Consider the following 20,731-nt stretch of genomic DNA (forward strand, 5'->3'; position numbering starts at 1 on the left):
ACGTCTTCTTCGAGTCCCCTCCCCACCTGTTCGGTGATTACGACGGAAACGTGGGGTGTGTGGGTTCAGGATTCGAGATCACGACCACGCTTCCGTCTTCGGGTTTCCTCCCTCACGTCGGAAACGCGGCTATATTATCAGTAATCCAATTCCACCGAATTACGGCATTCTCCCGCCGATATCGGACAAGGAACGTCGGAAATGTGGGGTGGTGTCCTCCACTAGATTTATACTCTCCCCGCTCACACCGTGTGATATTCAATGACGCCCGACTCTTCACCCAGTTCTGTCGACGATCCACTCTTTGAATCCGGGCATCGTATCTTCGCGAACAAGGATCTCCTGAAAATCGGCCACGTTCCAGAGGCCGACCGGATCGTCGGTCGCGACGAGGAAATCTCGAAACTCGCAAAACGCCTCAATGGGGCTGTCCACGGGTACTCCCCAGAGAACGTGATGATCTACGGGAAAACAGGGACCGGTAAATCTCTCGTTTCAAAACACGTCTGTCAACGAGCCCAAAATGCTGCTCAGGATGGCGTCGAAATTGGAACAGCGTATATCGACTGTGCAGAAGACAATACCGAGACCCAAGCAATCTCTTCACTTGCCGCGAAGCTAAACGATGAATCATCGACTGGAATCACCGTCCCCCATACCGGCCTCAGTACGTCGAAATACTACAAACTTCTCTGGAAGACGCTCGACGCTCAATTCGATTCTGTGATCATCATCCTCGACGAGATCGACTTGATGAACGACGACAGCGTGCTGATGAAGCTCTCGCGCGCTGAGGAGGCGGGGAAAATCGACTGTAGCGTCGGTGTCATCGCGATTAGCAACAAGATCCAGTACGTCGACAACGTGAACGAGCGCGTGAAAAGCAGCTTCCAGCACAAGGAGCTGTTCTTCAAGCCGTACGACGCCAACCAGCTCCGGGAGATCATGTTCAACCGCGAGGACGCCTTCCAGGACGGCGTCCTTTCCGAGGACGTAATTCCGCTCTCGGCGGCCTTCGCCGCGCAGGAACACGGCGATGCTCGAAAGGCGATCGACATTCTTCGCCACGCCGGGGAGGTCGCCTACGAGGCCGGAGCAGAGCAAGTGACGGAGGAACACGTCCGCCAGGCGCAGCAACACGCCGAAAAGGACCGGTTCAGAGAACTCGTGAACGGCGCACCCACGCAGGCGAAGGCGGCGTTGCTGGCGCTCACGGAACTGAGTGTCAACAGCAACGACGATGCGTTCCTCACGAGCCGGGTGTACGACCAGTACGAACGCATCTGCAACCATCTCGATATGGATATCCTCTCCGTCCGTCGCTTCCGCGACATCCTGAAAGAGCAGGCCTTCCTCGGGGTTGTCGAAATCGAGAAGATCAACAAGGGGAGTGCGGGCGGCATCCACCTCCAGAACCGACTCATCGAAGATCCCCAGGTCGTCCGCGAAACGATCCTCGAGGACAGCCGGATGCAGGACTGGACTCGCGAGTAATGACCCCCTACTACTGAGTGGGTACGGACGACGGAAATCCGGGGTGGGGCGTGAGGAAACGACGGAAACGAGGGGGGTCGAAAATTACGTCGGAAACGTGGGGTTGGATCGAAACGACGGAAATCAGGGGTGGGGTCTACCACGACTGTTCGTCGGTGGCTCCGAACGAGCTCAAAACGGCGTCCCTCTCGCCGGAGAGCTCTCGGCGAATGTCGGATCGGTCCCACCCGAGCGGTGAGAGCACGCTTTCGACCGCTCTGACCAGCTGCGTTTCGTAGTACGAGGCGGCGTAGGTCCCGATCGCTTCGTGGGCGAGGGCGACCCGGTCTCGCGAGGATTTCTCGTCGTCGACGACCACATACTCGATATCTTGTCCCGGGTGGACTGCCAGATCCTGCTCGCGGGCTCGCTTCAAGGCGGCCACGTTCTGGGTATTCTGTGAGTAGCCTTCCAGCGGCTTGGAGACACGGTTCCGCTCGACAAGCCGCTCCACTGCTACGTTGCCCGCCTGCAGTTCGTCGATTGCTCGTTCGAGCCGTCCGAGCACCGCGTCCGGTGACCGCGTAACATCGAGCCGGTCGAGACAGTCCCGCTGGACGTCCTCGATGAACGGTGGGGTTGAGCGCTGCCGGGCTTCGATACCACGTATCTTGAAGTCGTCGTCGCCGGCGACCTTCCCGAAGTACTTGGTCAGCGCGCCGGTGTCGCTCTCGCGCTGCGGGACGAACGCCACCCAGTCGTAGTGGGCTTCGTGTTCGAGCCGAATCTCGACGCGTTCTGTGATCTCCGTCGCGAGCGTCTGGAGGTCCTCGCGGTCCTCGTCGTCGACGTCGGGATCCGGGATCACCCAGATGGAGTCGACGATGCCGTGAACGACCCGCCAGCCGCCGGCTTCCAGCCGCTGTTTCGCCATCAGCAGAATCTCGCGAGCGAACGCGTTGATTGCCTCGTGGCACTCGATGCGGCCAAATTTCGCGTTGCTGAACCCTTGATAGCCGAAACAGGCAACGAGGATCCACTTCAGCGCTCCCGACCGTCCCTCGAGTTCCGCCAGTCGGTCCTCGTCGGGGTCGTCCCGTTCCTTCTCGTGACGGATGGCCGCCTTGATCTCGTCGCGGGCGTCGATGATCGGCTGGAGGACGTCGACGAGGTAGCCCCGGTCGTCACAGATCGAGTACCCGAGGCCGGGGACGTCGTCGCGGTCGCTGTGGCAGTCACACCGGATGACGTCCGGTGAGACGTTTCGAGTGCAGATGATATTCGGATACAACGAGGAGAAGTCGAGTTCGTGGACGTTCTCGTGGAGGCCGACCTCGGGTGCGAAAATGAAGCCGCCGCGGTCGGCGTCGTGGAGCGTCCCCACCGGCTTGTAGAACTCGTGGCGCCAGGAGTTCCACGGCACGAGGACGCCGCGGTCGTTGGCCTCGCAGATTTGGATGGCGGTGAGCACGTTCCCGATCGACGCCCACGCGAGTTCCTGGACGGGCTTTTTCGAGCGCGACACGAGGTCGAGGACGCCGTCGAGGTTTGTCTCCCCGTAGAAGAACGTGTTCGACTCGTCGATGATCGCCCGGCCGGGCACGTTGTACCGCGCCGGCGAGTGACCGACGCGGCCGTAACTCGAGTACGTCGACCGGCTCGCAAGCTGCTGATAATCGACGTCCGGCCACCGACTTAGCGAGAAGTCGTCGACGTCGGCGTCCGTCGCCATCTCGTACAGCGTCGGGACGATCTCGCTCGTCGAGCAGACCAAGACGTCCGGATCGTGTGTTTCGAGCGCCCCTTGGACGGCGGTCAGGATATCCGTCGACGAGCCGGTGACGGTGTCGCCGGCAACGGACAGCTCCCCATAGACATCGTTGCTCGTTTCGGTCACTGGGACGCTGAGCCGCAGTGTCGACAGCTCGCTCGCCGGCGTCGGATCGGCGCCGGTCTCCAGACAGTACCGGAACTCTCGCGAGAAGTCGACGTTGAAACAGGCGAGATCCCCGACTGGATAGGCCGACAGCTGGCGCGCTTGCCGGGCGAGTGGGGTGACGCGGTCGATGTGGGCGACGTCGACCGCGAGAACGGCCTCCTCGTCCCGTCGAAAGCCCGGCCGTTGCGTAACCATCTCGGTCGCGACGACGTCCGGGTGCTGGTCGTACACCGACTGGAGGGTCGTGAGGTCGAGGTCGGTCTCTGGGTCGCGAGCGCCGACGTAGAAGCATGGGGTATAATCATCGCGTTCGGTCGCGACGGTGCCGTCGGCGGTTGCCTCCCACTCTAGGATGCGGCCGTCGTCCAGAAAGTCGATACTGAATGGCATCGTCACGGGTTCGCGTCCGGTGGGGCGCTCTCCTGGTCATCGCGTGCTGCGACCGCGGCTTCGAGTTCCTCGAGGCGTTCCTCGTGGTCATCGAGGCGGCCCTCCTGTTCGAGATCGATGCTGAGTAGCGCCGGTAGCAGTGGGTTCTGGTGATTCAACAGCCCGCTCGCGTCGGCGTGTTCGCGGGCGTACTCGAACACCCGGTCGAAGCGCGGTTGGTCGCGACGCCGCAGTGCCCGCCGGAACTCCGCCCAGCGCTCTTCGATGGCCCGCAGTGCATCTCGGTAGGTTGGGTTCGTGCGCCCCATCGCTATCGGCCTCCTGTACCTCTCGCCGTCCACGCATCGAGCAGGGGATCTGCGGTGGCCGCCACCGTCTCACCGTCAGCTGTGACGCCCGTTCCGACGCCCTCCGGAGTGGGCGTCGACGGCGCCGGCGTCGTCGGTTCCACGCCGACCTGCATGGCGCGTGCCGAGAGCAGCTGCTGCCAGTACGCGAACGTCGTCTGGTAGTACGCGCCGTCGTCGACGGGATAGACGAGCGTCTCGAAGTCCTCGCCGACGACCCGTGGGCCCATTCGGGTCTGCTCGCACTCCAGGTGGTGGTCGGCGACCGTCGCGACCGATTCGGTGAATTCGTTTCGTTCGTTTCGCGTAACGAGTACCGGGATGTCGTACCCATCGGCGTAGGTCGCCAACCGGGCGAGCGTTCTCGCGTGGAGGGTTTCCGCGTGAGCCTCTCCGAGTGTATCGTCGGCACGGTATTGGGCGTCAACGGCCGGCGCGACGATGAGCGCGGGGGTGTGAGGCGACGTGTCGTCGTCGCGACTTGGTTGCCCTCGATCGGCTGCCCCGGAATCGGCGGTGGACGCCCGGATCGACTTGTTCACTGCCGTTGGGAGATCACAGACGGCACCGTAGTGCTGGTAGGCGGTGAACCCACGTGCGACATGAATCCGGTCGAGCAACCGCTGGCTAGGGGAGATCTGCGCGAGTGTTGCCGTCGTTGCGTGCCCGTTTGCGTCGACCCAGAAAGCGGGTCCGTCGTTGAGGAGGAGATGATCGAGCACGAGCGACTGGAGGATCGGGACGCCGCGGCCTCCCTCAACGTCGAGCAGCGTGATGCCGTCGTCGAGCTGCGGCAACAGCATTTCTTCCGTGGTCGGATCGGTTTGGTCAGCAAGGGCCTGATTGCGGTCTGCTCCTCGTGTTGGCTGGTCCGCCGCCAGTCGGTTCGACGGTGTGTGTTCTGCCATACTCGAGTAATTGTCCACAAACCCGATAAGCCGCGGCGTGGCGCTTCCGCGTTTCACAGAAGATCCGAGACAGTTGCTTAATCGTCTTCAGTCGGCGATTTTCTGTTGCCGGTCGGGGCTTCCGAGAACGTTTCCAGTATCAGACTTGGCCGATCTTTCTAAATTAACCAACAAACCGCAATCTCAATCGTCAAATGTTGGTTAAGAACACAAACTCCGATGGGATATTCGTGACCGGCTAGTTATTATGTATCGGCAGGGCGCTGAGGTCGACCGATGGGGAGCTACGAGAGGCCAACGTGGAAGACCACCCCGCGAGAACAGCGATTCGCTGGTTCTCGAGCTACTGGCGAACGAACAATCGGGTTTAGCGAGTGCTGTTGGGGATAGCTAACAACGCTACTGTCACTCCATCGGCGATGCTGCTGTCGAATCAACAAGGGAATACTCCCGGTCCCGACTCGTTCCCTCCGCTTCCAGAAGGTTGTACTGTGCCATCTTCGAGAGGTACGTTCGCACAGTCCGTTTGGTCCGCGGGTCATCTGCCTCCTCAGTATAGCGCTCGTGAATCTCGCTGGGCCCAACCGGCCCGTGTTCGCGCACAACCTCGTAGACGACGCGCTGGTGGGGTGTGAGCGAGTCGAGACTTCGCTGTTTGATTTGGGCCCGCGCATCCTCGGCGGCGTCCAGTAGCATGTCGTCGGTGATGTGCTCGTGATTTTCGCGATCAGCCCTGCCCGCGGCTGTTCGGAGGATACCAATTGCGAGACGGGCGTCGCCGGCGGCTGCGTCAGCGATCCGGTAGAGCTGGTCGTCGGTGATGACGTCCTCGTCGAGCCCCCACTTCGCCCGAGCACTCAAGATATCGTACAGCTGCTCGTCGTGGTACTTGTCCATTCGGACGTGTTCGCTGGAGCGCAGCCGACTCACAAGCCGGTCGTCGACGCGGCTGAACAGCTCCTCTTCCTTGTTCGCGATGCAAATAATTGCGAACTGCGGGAGGCTGTGGAGGTCGTAGATGACGCTGGGGTCCTCCAACTGATCGACCTCGTCAAGGATAACGACTGTTCGCGGGCCGTCGTGCTGTTGGAGTCGGTCGACGAGTTCGTCGTGCGGCGTCGACTGGCGGTGGATGTCGATGGTGGCGCCGAGGTCGTCGAGGATCTGATAGAGCGTCCGGAATCGGGTGTAGTTGCGCCAGCAGTTGACGTAGGTGGCCTCGACGTCAAGGACTTCTTCCCTGAGCCGTTCGGTGACGAACTTCGAGATGCAGGTCTTTCCGGTGCCGCTGGGCCCGGTGACGATGGCGGTGTCGGCGGGTTCGCCGTTCGTGATTGGTTCGAGGACGCTTGAGAGGTGGTTGACTTCGGCGTCGCGATGCTCAACTTCTCGAGGGACGAACCCGGCGCGAAGGACGCGAGCATCGCGAATCATCTGTTAGTGACAGAATGATTCTTGGTCAGATAGTAAAAACCTCATCGGGTCAGTTCCGGAAAGCTCCTCATCACCGTGGAATTGCCTCTTCTATAGTATCGCTGTCTCCCGATTCTAACTGTGGAAACAGGCTATTTCCGGAAACATCCGAAAACTCACTTGACACTCTCTAGCTCCGCGTCCTGGCCGTCGATCTCAACGATGTCACCGCCGCCGAAAGGGCGGATATATTCGCTAGTAGCGGTCAGGCCGGCAATGTCGGTTTCGACTGACTTTCTTCTTAGAGTTCTTCGAGGTGCGTGTTAGCGACTCAAGTAAATCCTTGTTGCCGTTAGGTCTCGTCGTAGCCAATAAGACTCAATATCCTCAATTGGGTGACCATCTCGGATGAACTGTTTGTAGTTCTTAAACCTGGGTGAACTCTATTCGACTCAGAGAGACGTTCAAATCGATGGTTGTGGCTTGATGAGGCACCCAATCTGTATCAGATGAACGCCACCACGGCTGAAGTTACGAGTATGGTGCCAACTCCGTCACAAGTTTCAGATGAACTGGCTCTGTTGAAATCCTTCGTTGCTGATAGTTTGTTGAGACCGTGCTGCATACAGAGCGCGTATCTTGCAAAACGCAGTCACCGATTTCGATGTGCTACCCGGAAAGTTCAGCATAGAGCTGAGTCAATCCACACTCCGGACAAAGAAACGCATGAAGCGGTGTTTGATGCCCGATACCGAGCCGATCAAGCACACCACCGTCTCTTTCGGTTTCAACGTAGAGGTCACCGACTCCTTCTGCGGTTACGTTCGTCTTCTCCATTTGGACATCACAATCCGGGCAGTGGCGTTCGCTCATTGGACTTACATCCATTCGTGTTCCCGATTGCCAAAGAAGTCAGGTCACAGTCTTTTCGGAAATGCCAATTCCGACACGTTTCATTGCTGCATTCACCCTCTGTATCTTGCACGCCGTTTGTATCAGTTGTTGAGGATTTCAACAGAGCCGATGAACTTCAGTGAGGTGGGTGCTCGCATGTACTTCTCATCAGCGAAAAGAATAAGTACCATAGGATAAGTAGATAAATCGACACAACACTGTGAGACTACTAGCACGGTTACACGCGCGGGCTGATGCCGCATACGACAACGCGTATCACCACAAGCTCCGAGGTCGGATCTGGCGAGCGTTACAAGACACGGAGTACGAACAGTATCATGACGAAAACCACCCACCAGGATTCAATTACAGTAACCCCTTCCCGCCGGGAGATATGCAGGAAGGGGACGAGCGAACTCTGCTAATTTCGGCCCCCCAAGAGCAACTACTGGTCGATGTTGCAGAAGACCTGACCACCGATCGCGAGCTCAATATCGGCCAGATGCCGTTCCACATCGACGAACTCACCTCACTGTCACCGGATGTCGGCGAACCAGGGAGCAGCGGAACGATCGAAACTGGCACTGGACTCCTCGTGCGCATTCCACCATGGCGTTGTGACGATTATGGAATTGAGAATCCCGGCGAAGAGGCGGTGTATTGGCAGCCAGAACACACAATCGAGCCACTGCGCGAGCAGGTCGAAGCGAATCTCGACCAGAAACATGATCTGTTCAGCCCGGAATACCTTCCCGGCCCAAGCGACACAGAGGGTGATCTCTTCGAGGGATACGAGCTACTGAAGACGTTCGCTGTCCCGCTCCAGGTAACCGCAGACCAGGAGCTAACCTTCGTGCTCTCGAAGTGGCAGTTCAACTACACCGTTCGAGACGATGACCATCGACGCCACCTCAACCTCGCGCTGGACTGCGGGCTTGGGGAACGAAACGCGCTGGGATTGGGCTTCTGTAACCTGGTCGAGAAGCGCAACCCGTACGGCGAACCCGCGGCGGAGGTCCACGGATGAGTCTGCTCCCCGAGCCGTCGACGTTCGAGAAGCGTTACAGCGACGACGAGAAGCTGGCGAGCGAGCTGCCTGATCGACCGATCACCTCGCTCCGCGATCTCCAGTACGTCTACGGGCGTCTATACACGCTTGCAACCGCCGGAGGTGGCGAGTACGCAGCCTACCTGACGCCGGAAAAATCGACCGACCTGTTCGACGAGCCCGAGAGCCTACTCTATCTCCGCGTCGATCTGAGTGGAGACAAGCCCCGCCTCGACCCCGACCAACCGATCGGTGTCGAGAGCTACGGCGAGGAGAAAGTCGAGGCAGTCGCCCACTCGTGGTATAACGCCGCAAAAGGATTCGACCACAGTGTCACCCACCGAACGGGCAAGAACAAAGAGCCAGAGAAGGTCGCGGAGTATCTCCACGAACGACTCACCGCGTGGGCAGCCGACGACGTGATCCAAGAGGCTGTCGCCGATCACGAAGACGGATGGATCGTCGACGCGCTCGCCGAACTCGGCGAGAGTGAGGGACTTAGAGAGCGCATCGAGACCGCCGTTGAGGAACAGCTCGACGGCAAGACGACGGCGCTCACGACCGTCGCAGTCAAACTCGAGCCTGACGGCGAGTATCTCCTTCCGGGTGAGGCGAGTTCCGTGTTCAACGAAGCAATGCGAGCGCGCAAGCGATCGAAGCTCGTCTCGAAGGGAGAGGCTACGGACTCCATCGGTGAGGCAACCGATCTCGTGACCGGCAATCGAGGCCCGACTGTCGGGACAGCTGAGGATCCGCTGAACTACTTCCTTGGCAAGCAGCTTGAGAAGTTCCCCGGGTTCGATCCAGACGAGGCGTGGCGGACGCACCCAGTCTCGGAAGACGTTGCAGTGACGCTGATGAACGCGAGTACGTTCGTCGACGCCTGCGACTACTACACGATGGGAGCGAACGTCTACTACCTCCCGTACTTCTTCGGGCGGCTCGGTCCGGCAGACGCGAGGGACCTCTACGGACTCCTCTACGACCTAGTACACGCCGGAGAGATGAGCCCGCTAGAGAGCGCCTACCGAAGCTATCAGGACACCCCGCGACTGCAGGAAGTGGGAGAACGCTTCCGGTTCTACGTCGCCGCGGTGATGGAACACCAGACGAAGCGCTTCGACGTGTTCGGCGACAGCATGGACGGGACGCTATTCTCGCCCGTCGAGCTCACTAGAGCTCACCAGCGGGTGCTCCAGTCGTGGCTGTACGACGCGGAGGGTGACGCCGACCACCCCGGTCCGGGGCTTCGAGCCGTGTTCCCGACACCGGACAACTGGGACATCTTCGTTCCGGAGGAGTCGGCATTGCTGAGCATCCTCGCAACCGGTTGGTACTTCGAACAGACGTTCGCGCCGGCCGATGACGACGACGCCAGCGCCGACGACTACCGGATCCGTGCGCTCGTGGCTGTGCTCTCGGGCGAACCGCTCGATGTCGAGATGGTGCTCACAGAGTACGTGGAACGACTGCTCGAGGACGAGGGCGAGGAGTTCCCGAGCTTCCGTGTCTCCGCACAGTACGCACAGCTCTGTGCGCTCGCCGAAGCGGGGCTTCTCACCGGACGCGACGCGTACGAACCGGTTACAGAGCCGCGGCAGTTGACACACAACCATACAGACGATATGCAACAGGACACACCAGCCCGAGCTGACGGTGGGAACGTCGCCGCGGCTCGGGAGACGAAACTCGAACAGTTCCTTGAACAGACGCCGGCGCTCGCGGAGGATCAGCCTGAACGGCGTGGCAGTTTCCTCCTCGGCGCACTGGTCGGTCAAGTAACCGGCTACCAGCAAGTCAGTGAGGGGCGCTCGACGACGCTAATCGACCAGTACCCGATCAAGGCCGTCACAGAGTCGAAGCTGAAGCGCCTTGCCAGCGACGTCCTCGACAAGAACGTCATCTACTCCCGGGAGAACAACATGTCCGGGACGATGTACCGTGAAGTCGTCGACCGACTGGTAACGACGCTTCCCCGGATCGACATCGACGGCGATTGGGAACTCGACACGACAGACCTCCGGTTCTACTACTCGCTGGGGGTCGCCTATGGGATGAACAACTGGGCGAGCAGCGACGATGAACAGGCCGACGACCAGCCCGAAACCGAGGAGGAAGAAGCATGACTGACGACACATACGCCGACGACAGCTACGACCCCGTAACGAACCGCTCCGAGATCGTCTTCTGCTACGACGCCGTCGACGCCAACCCGAACGGGAATCCCCTGAGCGGGGCAAATCGACCGCGGATCGATCCCGAGACCCAGCAGGCGATCGTGACGGACGTCCGGCTGAAGCGCTACCTCCGCGACCAGCTAGACGACGACGGCCACGGCGTCTACGTGCGGAACGTGAAAAACGATGCGGGCAAGCAGTCCTCACGTGAAGACCTGCTTGCCGACCGGATGCGTGAACTAGATCCGGACGACTGGGACCTCGGCGACCTGGACGACGACGAGGCCGCCGAACTCCGCGAAGAGGTGTTTGGCACCTTCCTCGACGCCAGCGCCGACGTACGGTATTTCGGCGCGACGATGAGCGTCGACATGAAGGGGAATTACGAGGGGTTCGAGGACTACCTCCCAGACCACTTTACCGGCCCTGTCCAGTTCTCGCCCGCGAAGACGCTCCACCCCGTAACCGAGAACGAGGAGTACAACAGCCTCACTAGCGTCATCGCGACTGGCGAAGGGAAGGAACAAGGTGGGTTCGACCTCGACGACCACCGCATTCAGTACGGCTTCATCGCGTTTCATGGGTTGGTCGACGAGAATGGTGCCGCTGACACGAAGCTCTCCGAGGCGGACGTCGAGCGCCTGGACACCCTACCGTGGCGCGCGATCAAGAACCAGACAATCAGCCGGAGCAAGGTCGGCCAAGAGCCACGACTCTACCTCCGTGTCGAGTACGAGGACGAGAGCTTCCACCTCGGTGGGCTCACTCGCGATCTCGATATCGACGAAGAGCACTCGGCACCTGTCGACGAACTTCGGAACGTTCGGGATTTCATGCTCGACGGGACCGATCTCGTCTCCCGGTTGGGCCGCCACGCCGACCGTATCGCCCGCGTTCGTGTCGTCGCCAGCGACGTGCTCGACGTGACCGTCGGCGATGAGGTCTACACTGCGGGCGACAAGCCCAGCGAGCATGGCTTCTATGACGCGCTCCGCGAGGCTGTCGGCGACGCGGTCGAGGTCGTCGACGTCTACGACGAGGCTGCCGCGACGATGCCCAAGTGATGGCCCAAGAGTCACTTGAGAGCTGGACCGACGAGGGCGACGGGCTCCCAGAGACGTGTCTCTCGTTCGAACTCCGCGGAGAGTGGGGTCACTTTCGACGGGTTGAGGGGAACATCGTCAAACAGACGTACCGTATCATTCCCCGGACGACCGTCGCCGGCCTCGTCGCCGCGATGCTCGGACTGGACCGAGACAGTTACTACGAGGCGTTCAGCCAGAACGTGTCGGCTGTCGCGGTGGAGCCGATCGACGAGCTCCGAGCGATCAATATGCCGATGAACACGCTCTCGACGGCCAAAGAGCACATGACGACGATGCCCAGCCGCGGGCATGCACGGATCTCGATGCCGGACCCGTCGGAACTCCGCCAGCAACACAACTACGAGGTGCTGGTCGAACCGGCCTACCGTGTCGACCTTCAGCTCGCGAACGACGATCTCCGAGGCCGACTGCAGGACCGACTCTGCGATGGGACGTCCTACTACCCGCCGAGTCTCGGCCTCTCGGAGCATCTTGCAGAGGTCACGTATCTCGGCGAGTTCGAGGTAACGCCACACGAGCGCGAGACTACCAATGTCGATTCGGCGGTACTCGAAGCCGTCGATAGCGTCGAACTTACCCCTGAAACGGAGGTCAAAGTCGAACGGTCACCGGCGTTTATGGCGGCCGACGAAGGTGGTCGGACGACGACAGCGTTCCAGTCGATTGCGTACGCAACTGGAGCGGAGCCACTCCGAGTACATGATGTCAAGACTCACGAGGTCGACGGTCGACGGGTGATGTTCTCGTGAGCCGCGAGGGGGCGTAGTCATGGTCGATTTCACCGACCGACCGTCACACATCGGACCAGACGGGGAACAGATCCCACTCGAAGAACATCTCGACGATGTCCGCGAGCGGGTCGGATGGCTCGTCCCCGACGACGCCGAGACGCCGGAGGGGAACTCACTCTCCGAGCTGGCGGAGGTGGTGACACGAGTCCACGATTTCGGAAAATTGACCGCGTGGTTCCGCGAGCATCTCCTTTCGGACGACGCACAGCCAACTGGACCGAAACACCACGCCCCCATATCGGCGCTACTCGCCCACTACGCGTTGGAGGCACGCGGGTTCGACGGCGCCGATCAGCTCGTCGGCTTTCTGGCCGTCGCGAGACACCACGGACGCCTCCCCGATACCGCCGACTACGTGCACCGAGCGAGCGTCGAGCAGTCCGGACGGATACAGACACTCTACCGGTCCGACGCGCTCGAACAGGCAGCACACATCGACGAGACGGTTCCTGAACTCGCTGAGGCACTCGTGGACCGAGCGACGGGCGGTGCTGGAGACTGGGAAACGTTCCACGAACGGCTCGCCGATTCCGATGCAGCCATCGAGCTCCCGTGGGTCGCGGAAGCCGTCTGTAGCGGCCGGCGACTTCGCCCCGCACCGGAGAAACTTCCTCCCAGCTTCTACGAGTCAGTGCTACAGGTCTGGAGTGCGCTCGTTTTCGCCGACAAGGCGAGCGCGACGTACCTGTCGACCGGAATCGAAATCGGCCGGAAGGCCTACCGATCGCCGACCCCTGGGCGGCTAGAAATCGACGCGTACATCGACGAACTCCAGACTGAGAACGCTGAGACAGAGCTGGACCCGCGCACGGAACAGATGAACGAGCGGCGCGAGGACGCTCGACAGGAGGTTCACGCTCGCGCCAAAGAGTTCGTCGATGACGATCGGAACGTCGCGACGCTGACGCTCCCGACGGGCATGGGGAAGACACTCACTGGACTGGACGCCGCCCTAACAGTGCTCGAGGGGAGTGAGATGGCGTCGAACCCTAACGAGGGGCGTCTTGTCTATGCACTGCCGTACACGTCCATTATCGATCAGGTGGCTGAACAGAGCCGCGAACTGTTCGGGACCCGTGAGAGAGGCGAACGGCTCACCGTCGACCACCACCTTGCGGATACCCTCGTCTCGCCGCCGGACGAGCCCGAATCAGTCGCCGACGACGCCGTCGAGAACGTCGCCGCCCTCCTCGGCGAGAGCTGGCGGTCGGGGATGGTCGTGACGACATTCGTCCAGGTGTTCGAGAGTCTGGCCGGGCCGACAAACGCCCGCTCGATGAAGCTCCCCTCGCTGTACGGGAGCGTGGTAGTTCTTGACGAACCGCAGGCGCTGCCGCTCGAGTGGTGGCCGCTTGTGGACCGGCTGGTCGAACTGTTGACCGAGGAGTACGGTGCGTCGGTGATCGCCATGACGGCCACTCAGCCCGAACTCCTGTCTGCGGGCGACCGAGAGCCGTTCTCCCTTGTCGCGGATCCTGATCCGTACTACGACGAGCTGGACCGGCTCGACTTCGTGCTTCACCCGTCCGCGATCGCGATGCTTCCCGGGCAGGACAGTGAAGAGAGCGATACGATCGACGACGACGCGGAGTCAGCAGCACTCTCCTACGACCGAGCCGGCGACCTCGTCGCGACCCGGGCCGACGACGGCGATTCGGTGTTGGCGATCTGCAACACGATCGACAGCGCGCGTGAGCTCGCCGAGTCAATTGCCGACCGAACAATACCAGTGGACGTCAATGAGGTGTACGACGAACTGCTCAACGACGCGGATGAATCGACCGAATCGATACCGCCCAAGCGAACGAGTGCCGACGCGGCCCGTCGACGACGCTCGGGGCAACCTCTGTTGGTCCACCTCACGACACGCCACCGGCCGTGTGACCGACGCCACCTCATCGACGTGGCGTCCGACCTCGCCGAAGCGGGTGAACCAGTGTTGTTCGTCTCCACCCAGCTGGTCGAGGCCGGCGTCGACGTGAGCTTCGACGAGGTCATCCGTGATTTCGCGCCGATGGACAGCCTCGTGCAGGCTGCGGGTCGGTGTAACCGGTCATACGGCCGCAACCGTGGGCGCGTGACGGTCTGGCAGCTCGCGCCGCCGCCGAACCGCGAGACAACGCCCGCAAGCGCGGTCTACGGTCGAGGAGAGAGTCTCACCAAATTGACTGGCCAAGCGCTGGCAACGGTCTACGACGGTGACCCGATGCCCGAGCCAGACGTTACTCGAAACGCCGTCGAACACTACTTCGACCTGCTCGATGGGCGTGACGTCGGTGCCGACGAGTACGTGGAATACCTCGAGCGGGCAGAAGCCGAAGAGCTCGGGCGACTCTCGCTCATCGACGAGCGGCTCGCCGTCGACGTGATCGTGACGAGAACGGCCGATGAGCGCGAGACCGTCGAAGAGATCCGGCGAGCGTTCGGCGAGTACCGGTGGGACGACCTGGACGACCTCGTCGAGTCGACCGCGGACTGGCAGGTCTCTGTTCCCGTCTACCCCGGCGACGACGACACGATGGAGAAGCTCGCTGCATGCGAGCCGCTGTTCCCCGACACCGACCGACTGGTGCTCGACGGGCGCCCGGGACGGCATGACGGCTACTTCGACGCCACCGACGGCGTCGTCATCCCTGACACGAGCGTGGAGGCACGTCTACTGTGAGCGATCCCGTCTCTCGGCTGGTGGCCACAGCACAGGGCGACGCCGTCGACAACCCGTTTCGCGTCACTGGCGTGATGATGCAGTACTACTACGTCTGTGAACGCGAGCTCTGGTTCGAGAGCCGGAACGTCGAAATCGACCGGGAGAACGCAAGCGTTGCCCGAGGGACTCGCGTCGATGAGTCCTCCTACGGCGAACGTTCACAGGAGAACCTTCGACTCGGGATGATCGCTCTCGACCTACTTGAAGACGGTCGGGTGGTAGAGGTGAAACCCTCATCGACGTTGACAGAGCCAGCGCGAATGCAGCTCTCGTACTACCTCTGGTACCTCGACCGGGTATTAGGCGTCGAACGTGAGGGCGTGTTGGCACACCCGACTGAGCGTCGACGTGAGGACGTTTCCCTCGACGACGACCGATGCGACAAAGTCGAGTCGGCAATCCGAGGGATTCACGCGATCGTGACCGCGGACAGCCCGCCGGAAGCCACTGAGAAACCGTACTGCGAGTCGTGTGCCTACCACGACTTCTGTTGGGTCTAATCATGGACAAGAACTACCACATCTTTTCGGACGGCCGCATCGAACGGAGCGAGGATACAGTTCGGCTGGAGACCGATGATGGCGAAAAAAAACATATCCCCGTCGAACACGCTGAGGCGATCTACCTGCACGGACAGATCGACTACAACACGCGGCTAATGTCGTTTCTCAATGACCACGGCGTTGCTGTCCATGTCTTCGGATGGAACGATCGCTATGCAGGGTCACTGATGCCCGAACGCGGGCAGACGAGCGGTCGAACTGTCGTCGAGCAGGTCCGGGCGTACGACGATCCTGAGCAACGTCAGTCTCTCGCTGCCTCGTTCGTCCGTGGGAGTATCCACAACATGCGGACGAACGTCACGTACTACGACAGTCGGGAGTACGAGCTCGGGGGCGTAATCGAGGAGTTGGACAACGCGACTGCGCGTATCGACGACGCTGGGGATATCTCCGAGCTCATGGGTGTGGAAGCGACGGCCCGGAGAGCGTACTACCAGACGTTCGAGGCGGTTCTTCCCGACTCGTTCGCGTTCGACGGCCGAGAGTACAATCCACCACCGAATCCGGTGAACGCGCTCATTTCGTTCGGGAATAGTATGGTGTACGCAAACTGTGTCTCCGCAATCCGTGCTACCGCACTTGACCCGACCATCAGCTATCTCCACGAGCCGGGAGAACGGCGCTACTCCCTTTCGCTGGATATTGCCGACCTGTTCAAACCAGTGCTAACGGATCGGCTGCTGTTCAGACTGGTCAACCGTAAGCAGATCAGCCGAGACGATTTTCGAGACGAGGTTGGCTCCTGTCTACTTAACGAGGAAGGGCGAACGACGTTTCTGAAGGAGTTTGAGGAGACACTCGAACGAACAGTTGAGCACCCGACGCTGAACCGGAAGGTGAGCTATCAGTATTTGCTTCGCTTGGAGGTATACAAGCTCAAAAAGCACTTGCTAGCCGGTGAATCCTATGATTCGTTCAAGCGATGGTGGTAGATGTACGTCATCGTCGTCTACGACATGGAGGCTGACAGGACCCACCTGATGCTGAAGCTCTGTCGCCGATATCTTGTTCACGTCCAGAACTCAGTACTGGAAGGGGAAATCTCGGAGGGAGATCTAGCGACACTGAAGGGGGAGATTGAAGATCTCCTTCAGGAGGGAGAATCAGTCATGGTCTACGAACTCTCTTCGGACCAGTTATTGAACCGTACCGTGTACGGAGACGACCCGACCGAAGATAGTCGGTTCCTCTAACTGATGTCGACCCCCAGGGGGTTTGGGGGGGATTGCGGGTCGACGGAAATGATGAAGTGTATTCCACTGGTAGAGGTGATATGGTGGACAAAATCACCATGGTTTCAGACGTACCCTCGTGGGGTTGAAGTTGAGTGATCGAAAGCGGTTCAGCGACTCATCCGACCGTTTCAGACGTACCCTCGTGGGGTTGAAGTGAGTGGTCGCCGGGGTCGATGGGTCAGCGGACCCGCGTTTCAGACGTACCCTCGTGGGGTTGAAGTCCCCGGATAATGGCCTGTTCGCGCGGTTCCTCCCAGTTTCAGACGTACCCTCGTGGGGTTGAAGTTCGACCTCGGCGATGCGCGGCATCCGGATCTCGTCCGTTTCAGACGTACCCTCGTGGGGTTGAAGTTTCGGGATTCCCGACATGGTCATCGGGAGAAGGGGCGTTTCAGACGTACCCTCGTGGGGTTGAAGTGACCTGAACAACGCCGACGTCGGCGCCGAACTCCTGGTTTCAGACGTACCCTCGTGGGGTTGAAGTCTCCGCGACGACACCGACGCCGTCATCGACCTCTCGTTTCAGACGTACCCTCGTGGGGTTGAAGTCAGAAGTTCGCGGACTCCGCAGCGATGACGAGCAGTTTCAGACGTACCCTCGTGGGGTTGAAGTGAGTCGTCCACCCGTGGACTCCGCCGATCTGGAAGACGTTTCAGACGTACCCTCGTGGGGTTGAAGTCGCATTGTCCGCACGTGCAAACCCGTGTCTCGCTGCGTTTCAGACGTACCCTCGTGGGGTTGAAGTAAGCGGCGGCGGCTCTCCATGACTTCGGGAAGGCTAGTTTCAGACGTACCCTCGTGGGGTTGAAGTCTCGAGCACCACAACCGGCCGTCGCGGAGCGTGGGCGTTTCAGACGTACCCTCGTGGGGTTGAAGTTAGTAGCCCGCGATGTACAGCGGGTAGTCCGGGTTGTTTCAGACGTACCCTCGTGGGGTTGAAGTCCCGAGGAGGTCGACGCGTCGACGCGAGACTCCAGTTTCAGACGTACCCTCGTGGGGTTGAAGTGCGAAGTTCTGGAGGTGAGAGTCTCGCGTCGACGCGTTTCAGACGTACCCTCGTGGGGTTGAAGTGGCTGGTAGACCTCGCCGTCTGCGTGGAGCTGCTGGGTTTCAGACGTACCCTCGTGGGGTTGAAGTTGCTCGCCGCTGGTGTCCATCCGGGGCATCAGGCGGTTTCAGACGTACCCTCGTGGGGTTGAAGTACCCCCTGAGATGTTCGGAATCAGCAAAATGCGGCAGTTTCAGACGTACCCTCGTGGGGTTGAAGTTCCCGCACTGCTCGCCGGGAGGCCGGGCTATCGTGAGTTTCAGACGTACCCTCGTGGGGTTGAAGTTTCAAGGTCGACTTCGAGGACGGCCACTGTGACCGTGTTTCAGACGTACCCTCGTGGGGTTGAAGTCCCAAGCTTCGCGAGGACCTCGGGGAAGATCCCGCGTTTCAGACGTACCCTCGTGGGGTTGAAGTCCCCAGAGCGACGTCGGTTTGGCGCTGTCGTGTCCGGTTTCAGACGTACCCTCGTGGGGTTGAAGTTGGTACTCGGTCGCGATGTCACTCGCGTTGGAGAGGTTTCAGACGTACCCTCGTGGGGTTGAAGTGCGCCGACGACGTCGTCGACGAGCGGACCGGCGAGTTTCAGACGTACCCTCGTGGGGTTGAAGTGCCGGACCCGAGCAGCATGTCATGGATGCGGTCCTTGTTTCAGACGTACCCTCGTGGGGTTGAAGTCGCTCTATCCACGCTTGCAGGTGCCACGACTTTCGTTTCAGACGTACCCTCGTGGGGTTGAAGTGCGTCCCCACCGGGGGTGCCCGTGTTGAACGGCAGGTTTCAGACGTACCCTCGTGGGGTTGAAGTATCTTGATCACCGTCGCGGTGGTCGTGGTGAAGTAGTTTCAGACGTACCCTCGTGGGGTTGAAGTTCTCACCGCCCTGGTGGCTGTCCATCGAGGACGAGTTTCAGACGTACCCTCGTGGGGTTGAAGTGACGTCTACCGCCTCGCAGAGACCGCGGTCGACGGGTTTCAGACGTACCCTCGTGGGGTTGAAGTTTCTCGGCGCCGTCGCGGTCGCGGTGGCGGTCTACTGTTTCAGACGTACCCTCGTGGGGTTGAAGTCACCGCATCAGCGAGGAGATCACCAACATCGGCCAGTTTCAGACGTACCCTCGTGGGGTTGAAGTGCGGCGGGTCGAGCCGGCCTCAACGGTGCCGACTAGTTTCAGACGTACCCTCGTGGGGTTGAAGTTGGCAGGGCTCGTCGCCGACGGTGTCGGCCCCGCAAGTTTCAGACGTACCCTCGTGGGGTTGAAGTGGACCGCCTCATACCTCGACGACCACGGGATCGACGTGTTTCAGACGTACCCTCGTGGGGTTGAAGTATCTGGAAGAACCTCTTAAAGCCGATACTCAACTCGTTTCAGACGTACCCTCGTGGGGTTGAAGTGCCCCAGGAGCTCACCCGGCTCCAGCTCGGCTGGCTCGTTTCAGACGTACCCTCGTGGGGTTGAAGTGAGATCTGGGAGTGCTCCAGGTGCTCGACGATGAAGTTTCAGACGTACCCTCGTGGGGTTGAAGTTGTAAGGGGTGTGATGTCGCTGCGACTAACGGGAGTTTCAGACGTACCCTCGTGGGGTTGAAGTTTCAAGCTCGACGTCGAGCATCGGCGCGTCGTCGTGTTTCAGACGTACCCTCGTGGGGTTGAAGTGGTTAGCGTCGCGCCCATGGTAGCGTTGTTTTGCTCGTTTCAGACGTACCCTCGTGGGGTTGAAGTGCCGCCGGGATTGCCGGCCTCAACCCGACGACCTAGTTTCAGACGTACCCTCGTGGGGTTGAAGTGCCTCCTGGAGCTCGCTGGAGGTGCGGCCGTCGGCGTTTCAGACGTACCCTCGTGGGGTTGAAGTAGCCGGATCCGCAGCGAGATCCCCGGCTTCGAGTTGTTTCAGACGTACCCTCGTGGGGTTGAAGTCTCCTCGGGGACACGGCGACGGCGGCCTCGACCGGTTTCAGACGTACCCTCGTGGGGTTGAAGTCTCGTGGCCGCCACTCCCTGGCGTCGCCGGAGGGGGTTTCAGACGTACCCTCGTGGGGTTGAAGTGACATCAACGGCGCGGACGGCGGAAACTACGTTTCCGTTTCAGACGTACCCTCGTGGGGTTGAAGTCTCCTGGTCGTCGGCTTTCTCGAGCCACTCGTAGAGTTTCAGACGTACCCTCGTGGGGTTGAAGTGATGAACAGGGAGGCGAACACCGACCGCATGTGCGTTTCAGACGTACCCTCGTGGGGTTGAAGTGACGTGCTCGCGGTCGCCGCTGGGGGTGATGACGTGGTTTCAGACGTACCCTCGTGGGGTTGAAGTCTGCGGGTAGCTCGCGCCGAGCGGAGTCGACGGAAGTTTCAGACGTACCCTCGTGGGGTTGAAGTGAGACATGGGGTAAAGCAACCCGACACGTCAAAGAAGTTTCAGACGTACCCTCGTGGGGTTGAAGTAACTCCGAAATCGAGCGGGTCAAAGAGGTGAACCCCGGTTTCAGACGTACCCTCGTGGGGTTGAAGTCGTGACGGGGCCGCCTGGGCCGCCCTCCGAGGGGGAGTTTCAGACGTACCCTCGTGGGGTTGAAGTTGTCATAGGTATGAAACACCACCAGAGTCGTCATCGTTTCAGACGTACCCTCGTGGGGTTGAAGCAAAGTCATCCATGGTGCAATTGAGCAGAAAGGTAGTGCTTCTCGCAAAGCCGTGT

At 60.5% G+C, this 20,731-nt stretch carries 13 protein-coding genes and 1 CRISPR repeat array; of the genes, 9 read left to right on the forward strand and 4 right to left on the reverse strand.

Translation table 11 applies throughout. The features are described 5' to 3' along the window. Positions 1-261: 261 nt before the first annotated feature. Positions 262-1,494, forward strand: coding sequence for a cell division control protein Cdc6 (locus HALDL1_00005; GenBank protein AHG05439.1), 1,233 nt, complete (start codon positions 262-264; stop codon positions 1,492-1,494). A 136-nt stretch (positions 1,495-1,630) separates the two neighbouring features. On the opposite strand, the gene HALDL1_00010 is transcribed toward HALDL1_00005, so the two are convergent. From HALDL1_00010 to HALDL1_00025, 4 genes are all read right to left on the reverse strand, one after another. Beyond that, positions 1,631-3,802: a DNA polymerase I gene (locus HALDL1_00010; protein AHG05440.1), complete on the reverse strand. Its 2,172-nt coding sequence runs from the start codon at positions 3,800-3,802 to the stop codon at positions 1,631-1,633. Between the two features lie 2 nt (positions 3,803-3,804). Further along, on the reverse strand, positions 3,805-4,110 hold the full coding sequence (locus tag HALDL1_00015; protein ID AHG05441.1) for a hypothetical protein: 306 nt from the start codon (positions 4,108-4,110) through the stop codon (positions 3,805-3,807). Positions 4,111-4,112: 2 nt separating this feature from the next. Continuing rightward, the gene (locus tag HALDL1_00020) at positions 4,113-5,057 is read right to left on the reverse strand and encodes a hypothetical protein (GenBank protein ID AHG05442.1); all 945 of its coding nucleotides are present in this window, start codon (positions 5,055-5,057) and stop codon (positions 4,113-4,115) included. Between the two features lie 405 nt (positions 5,058-5,462). Continuing rightward, complete coding sequence (locus HALDL1_00025; protein AHG05443.1) at positions 5,463-6,491, reverse strand: orc / cell division control protein 6; 1,029 nt, start codon at positions 6,489-6,491, stop codon at positions 5,463-5,465. 1,093 nt (positions 6,492-7,584) lie between these two features. Here HALDL1_00025 and HALDL1_00030 point away from each other — a divergent pair. Genes HALDL1_00030 through HALDL1_00065 form a run of 8 tightly spaced genes read left to right on the forward strand, consistent with a single transcriptional unit; the run spans position 7,585 to position 16,949 of the window. Continuing rightward, positions 7,585-8,391, forward strand: coding sequence for a CRISPR-associated protein Cas6 (locus tag HALDL1_00030; GenBank protein AHG05444.1), 807 nt, complete (start codon positions 7,585-7,587; stop codon positions 8,389-8,391). Next, entirely contained in the window at positions 8,388-10,538 is a 2,151-nt protein-coding gene (locus tag HALDL1_00035; GenBank protein ID AHG05445.1) for a CRISPR-associated protein Csh1, read from the forward strand. The genes HALDL1_00030 and HALDL1_00035 overlap by 4 nt, the downstream gene beginning before the upstream one ends. Further along, positions 10,535-11,653: a CRISPR-associated protein Csh2 gene (locus tag HALDL1_00040; protein ID AHG05446.1), complete on the forward strand. Its 1,119-nt coding sequence runs from the start codon at positions 10,535-10,537 to the stop codon at positions 11,651-11,653. The genes HALDL1_00035 and HALDL1_00040 overlap by 4 nt, the downstream gene beginning before the upstream one ends. Next, entirely contained in the window at positions 11,653-12,444 is a 792-nt protein-coding gene (locus HALDL1_00045) for a CRISPR-associated protein Cas5 (GenBank protein ID AHG05447.1), read from the forward strand. The genes HALDL1_00040 and HALDL1_00045 overlap by 1 nt, the downstream gene beginning before the upstream one ends. A gap of 19 nt (positions 12,445-12,463) precedes the next feature. Beyond that, on the forward strand, positions 12,464-15,151 hold the full coding sequence (locus HALDL1_00050) for a helicase (GenBank protein ID AHG05448.1): 2,688 nt from the start codon (positions 12,464-12,466) through the stop codon (positions 15,149-15,151). Beyond that, a complete protein-coding gene (locus tag HALDL1_00055; GenBank protein ID AHG05449.1) occupies positions 15,148-15,693 on the forward strand; it encodes a CRISPR-associated protein Cas4 in 546 nt (181 codons plus the stop codon). The genes HALDL1_00050 and HALDL1_00055 overlap by 4 nt, the downstream gene beginning before the upstream one ends. A gap of 2 nt (positions 15,694-15,695) precedes the next feature. Continuing rightward, positions 15,696-16,688: a CRISPR-associated protein Cas1 gene (locus tag HALDL1_00060; protein ID AHG05450.1), complete on the forward strand. Its 993-nt coding sequence runs from the start codon at positions 15,696-15,698 to the stop codon at positions 16,686-16,688. Next, complete coding sequence (locus tag HALDL1_00065; protein ID AHG05451.1) at positions 16,689-16,949, forward strand: CRISPR-associated protein Cas2; 261 nt, start codon at positions 16,689-16,691, stop codon at positions 16,947-16,949. Between the two features lie 101 nt (positions 16,950-17,050). Next, positions 17,051-20,676: a CRISPR direct-repeat array (repeat unit 30 nt; unit sequence GTTTCAGACGTACCCTCGTGGGGTTGAAGT). Positions 20,677-20,731 lie beyond the last annotated feature (55 nt).

The organism is Halobacterium sp. DL1 (assembly GCA_000230955.3).
Lineage (GTDB): Archaea > Halobacteriota > Halobacteria > Halobacteriales > Halobacteriaceae > Halobacterium.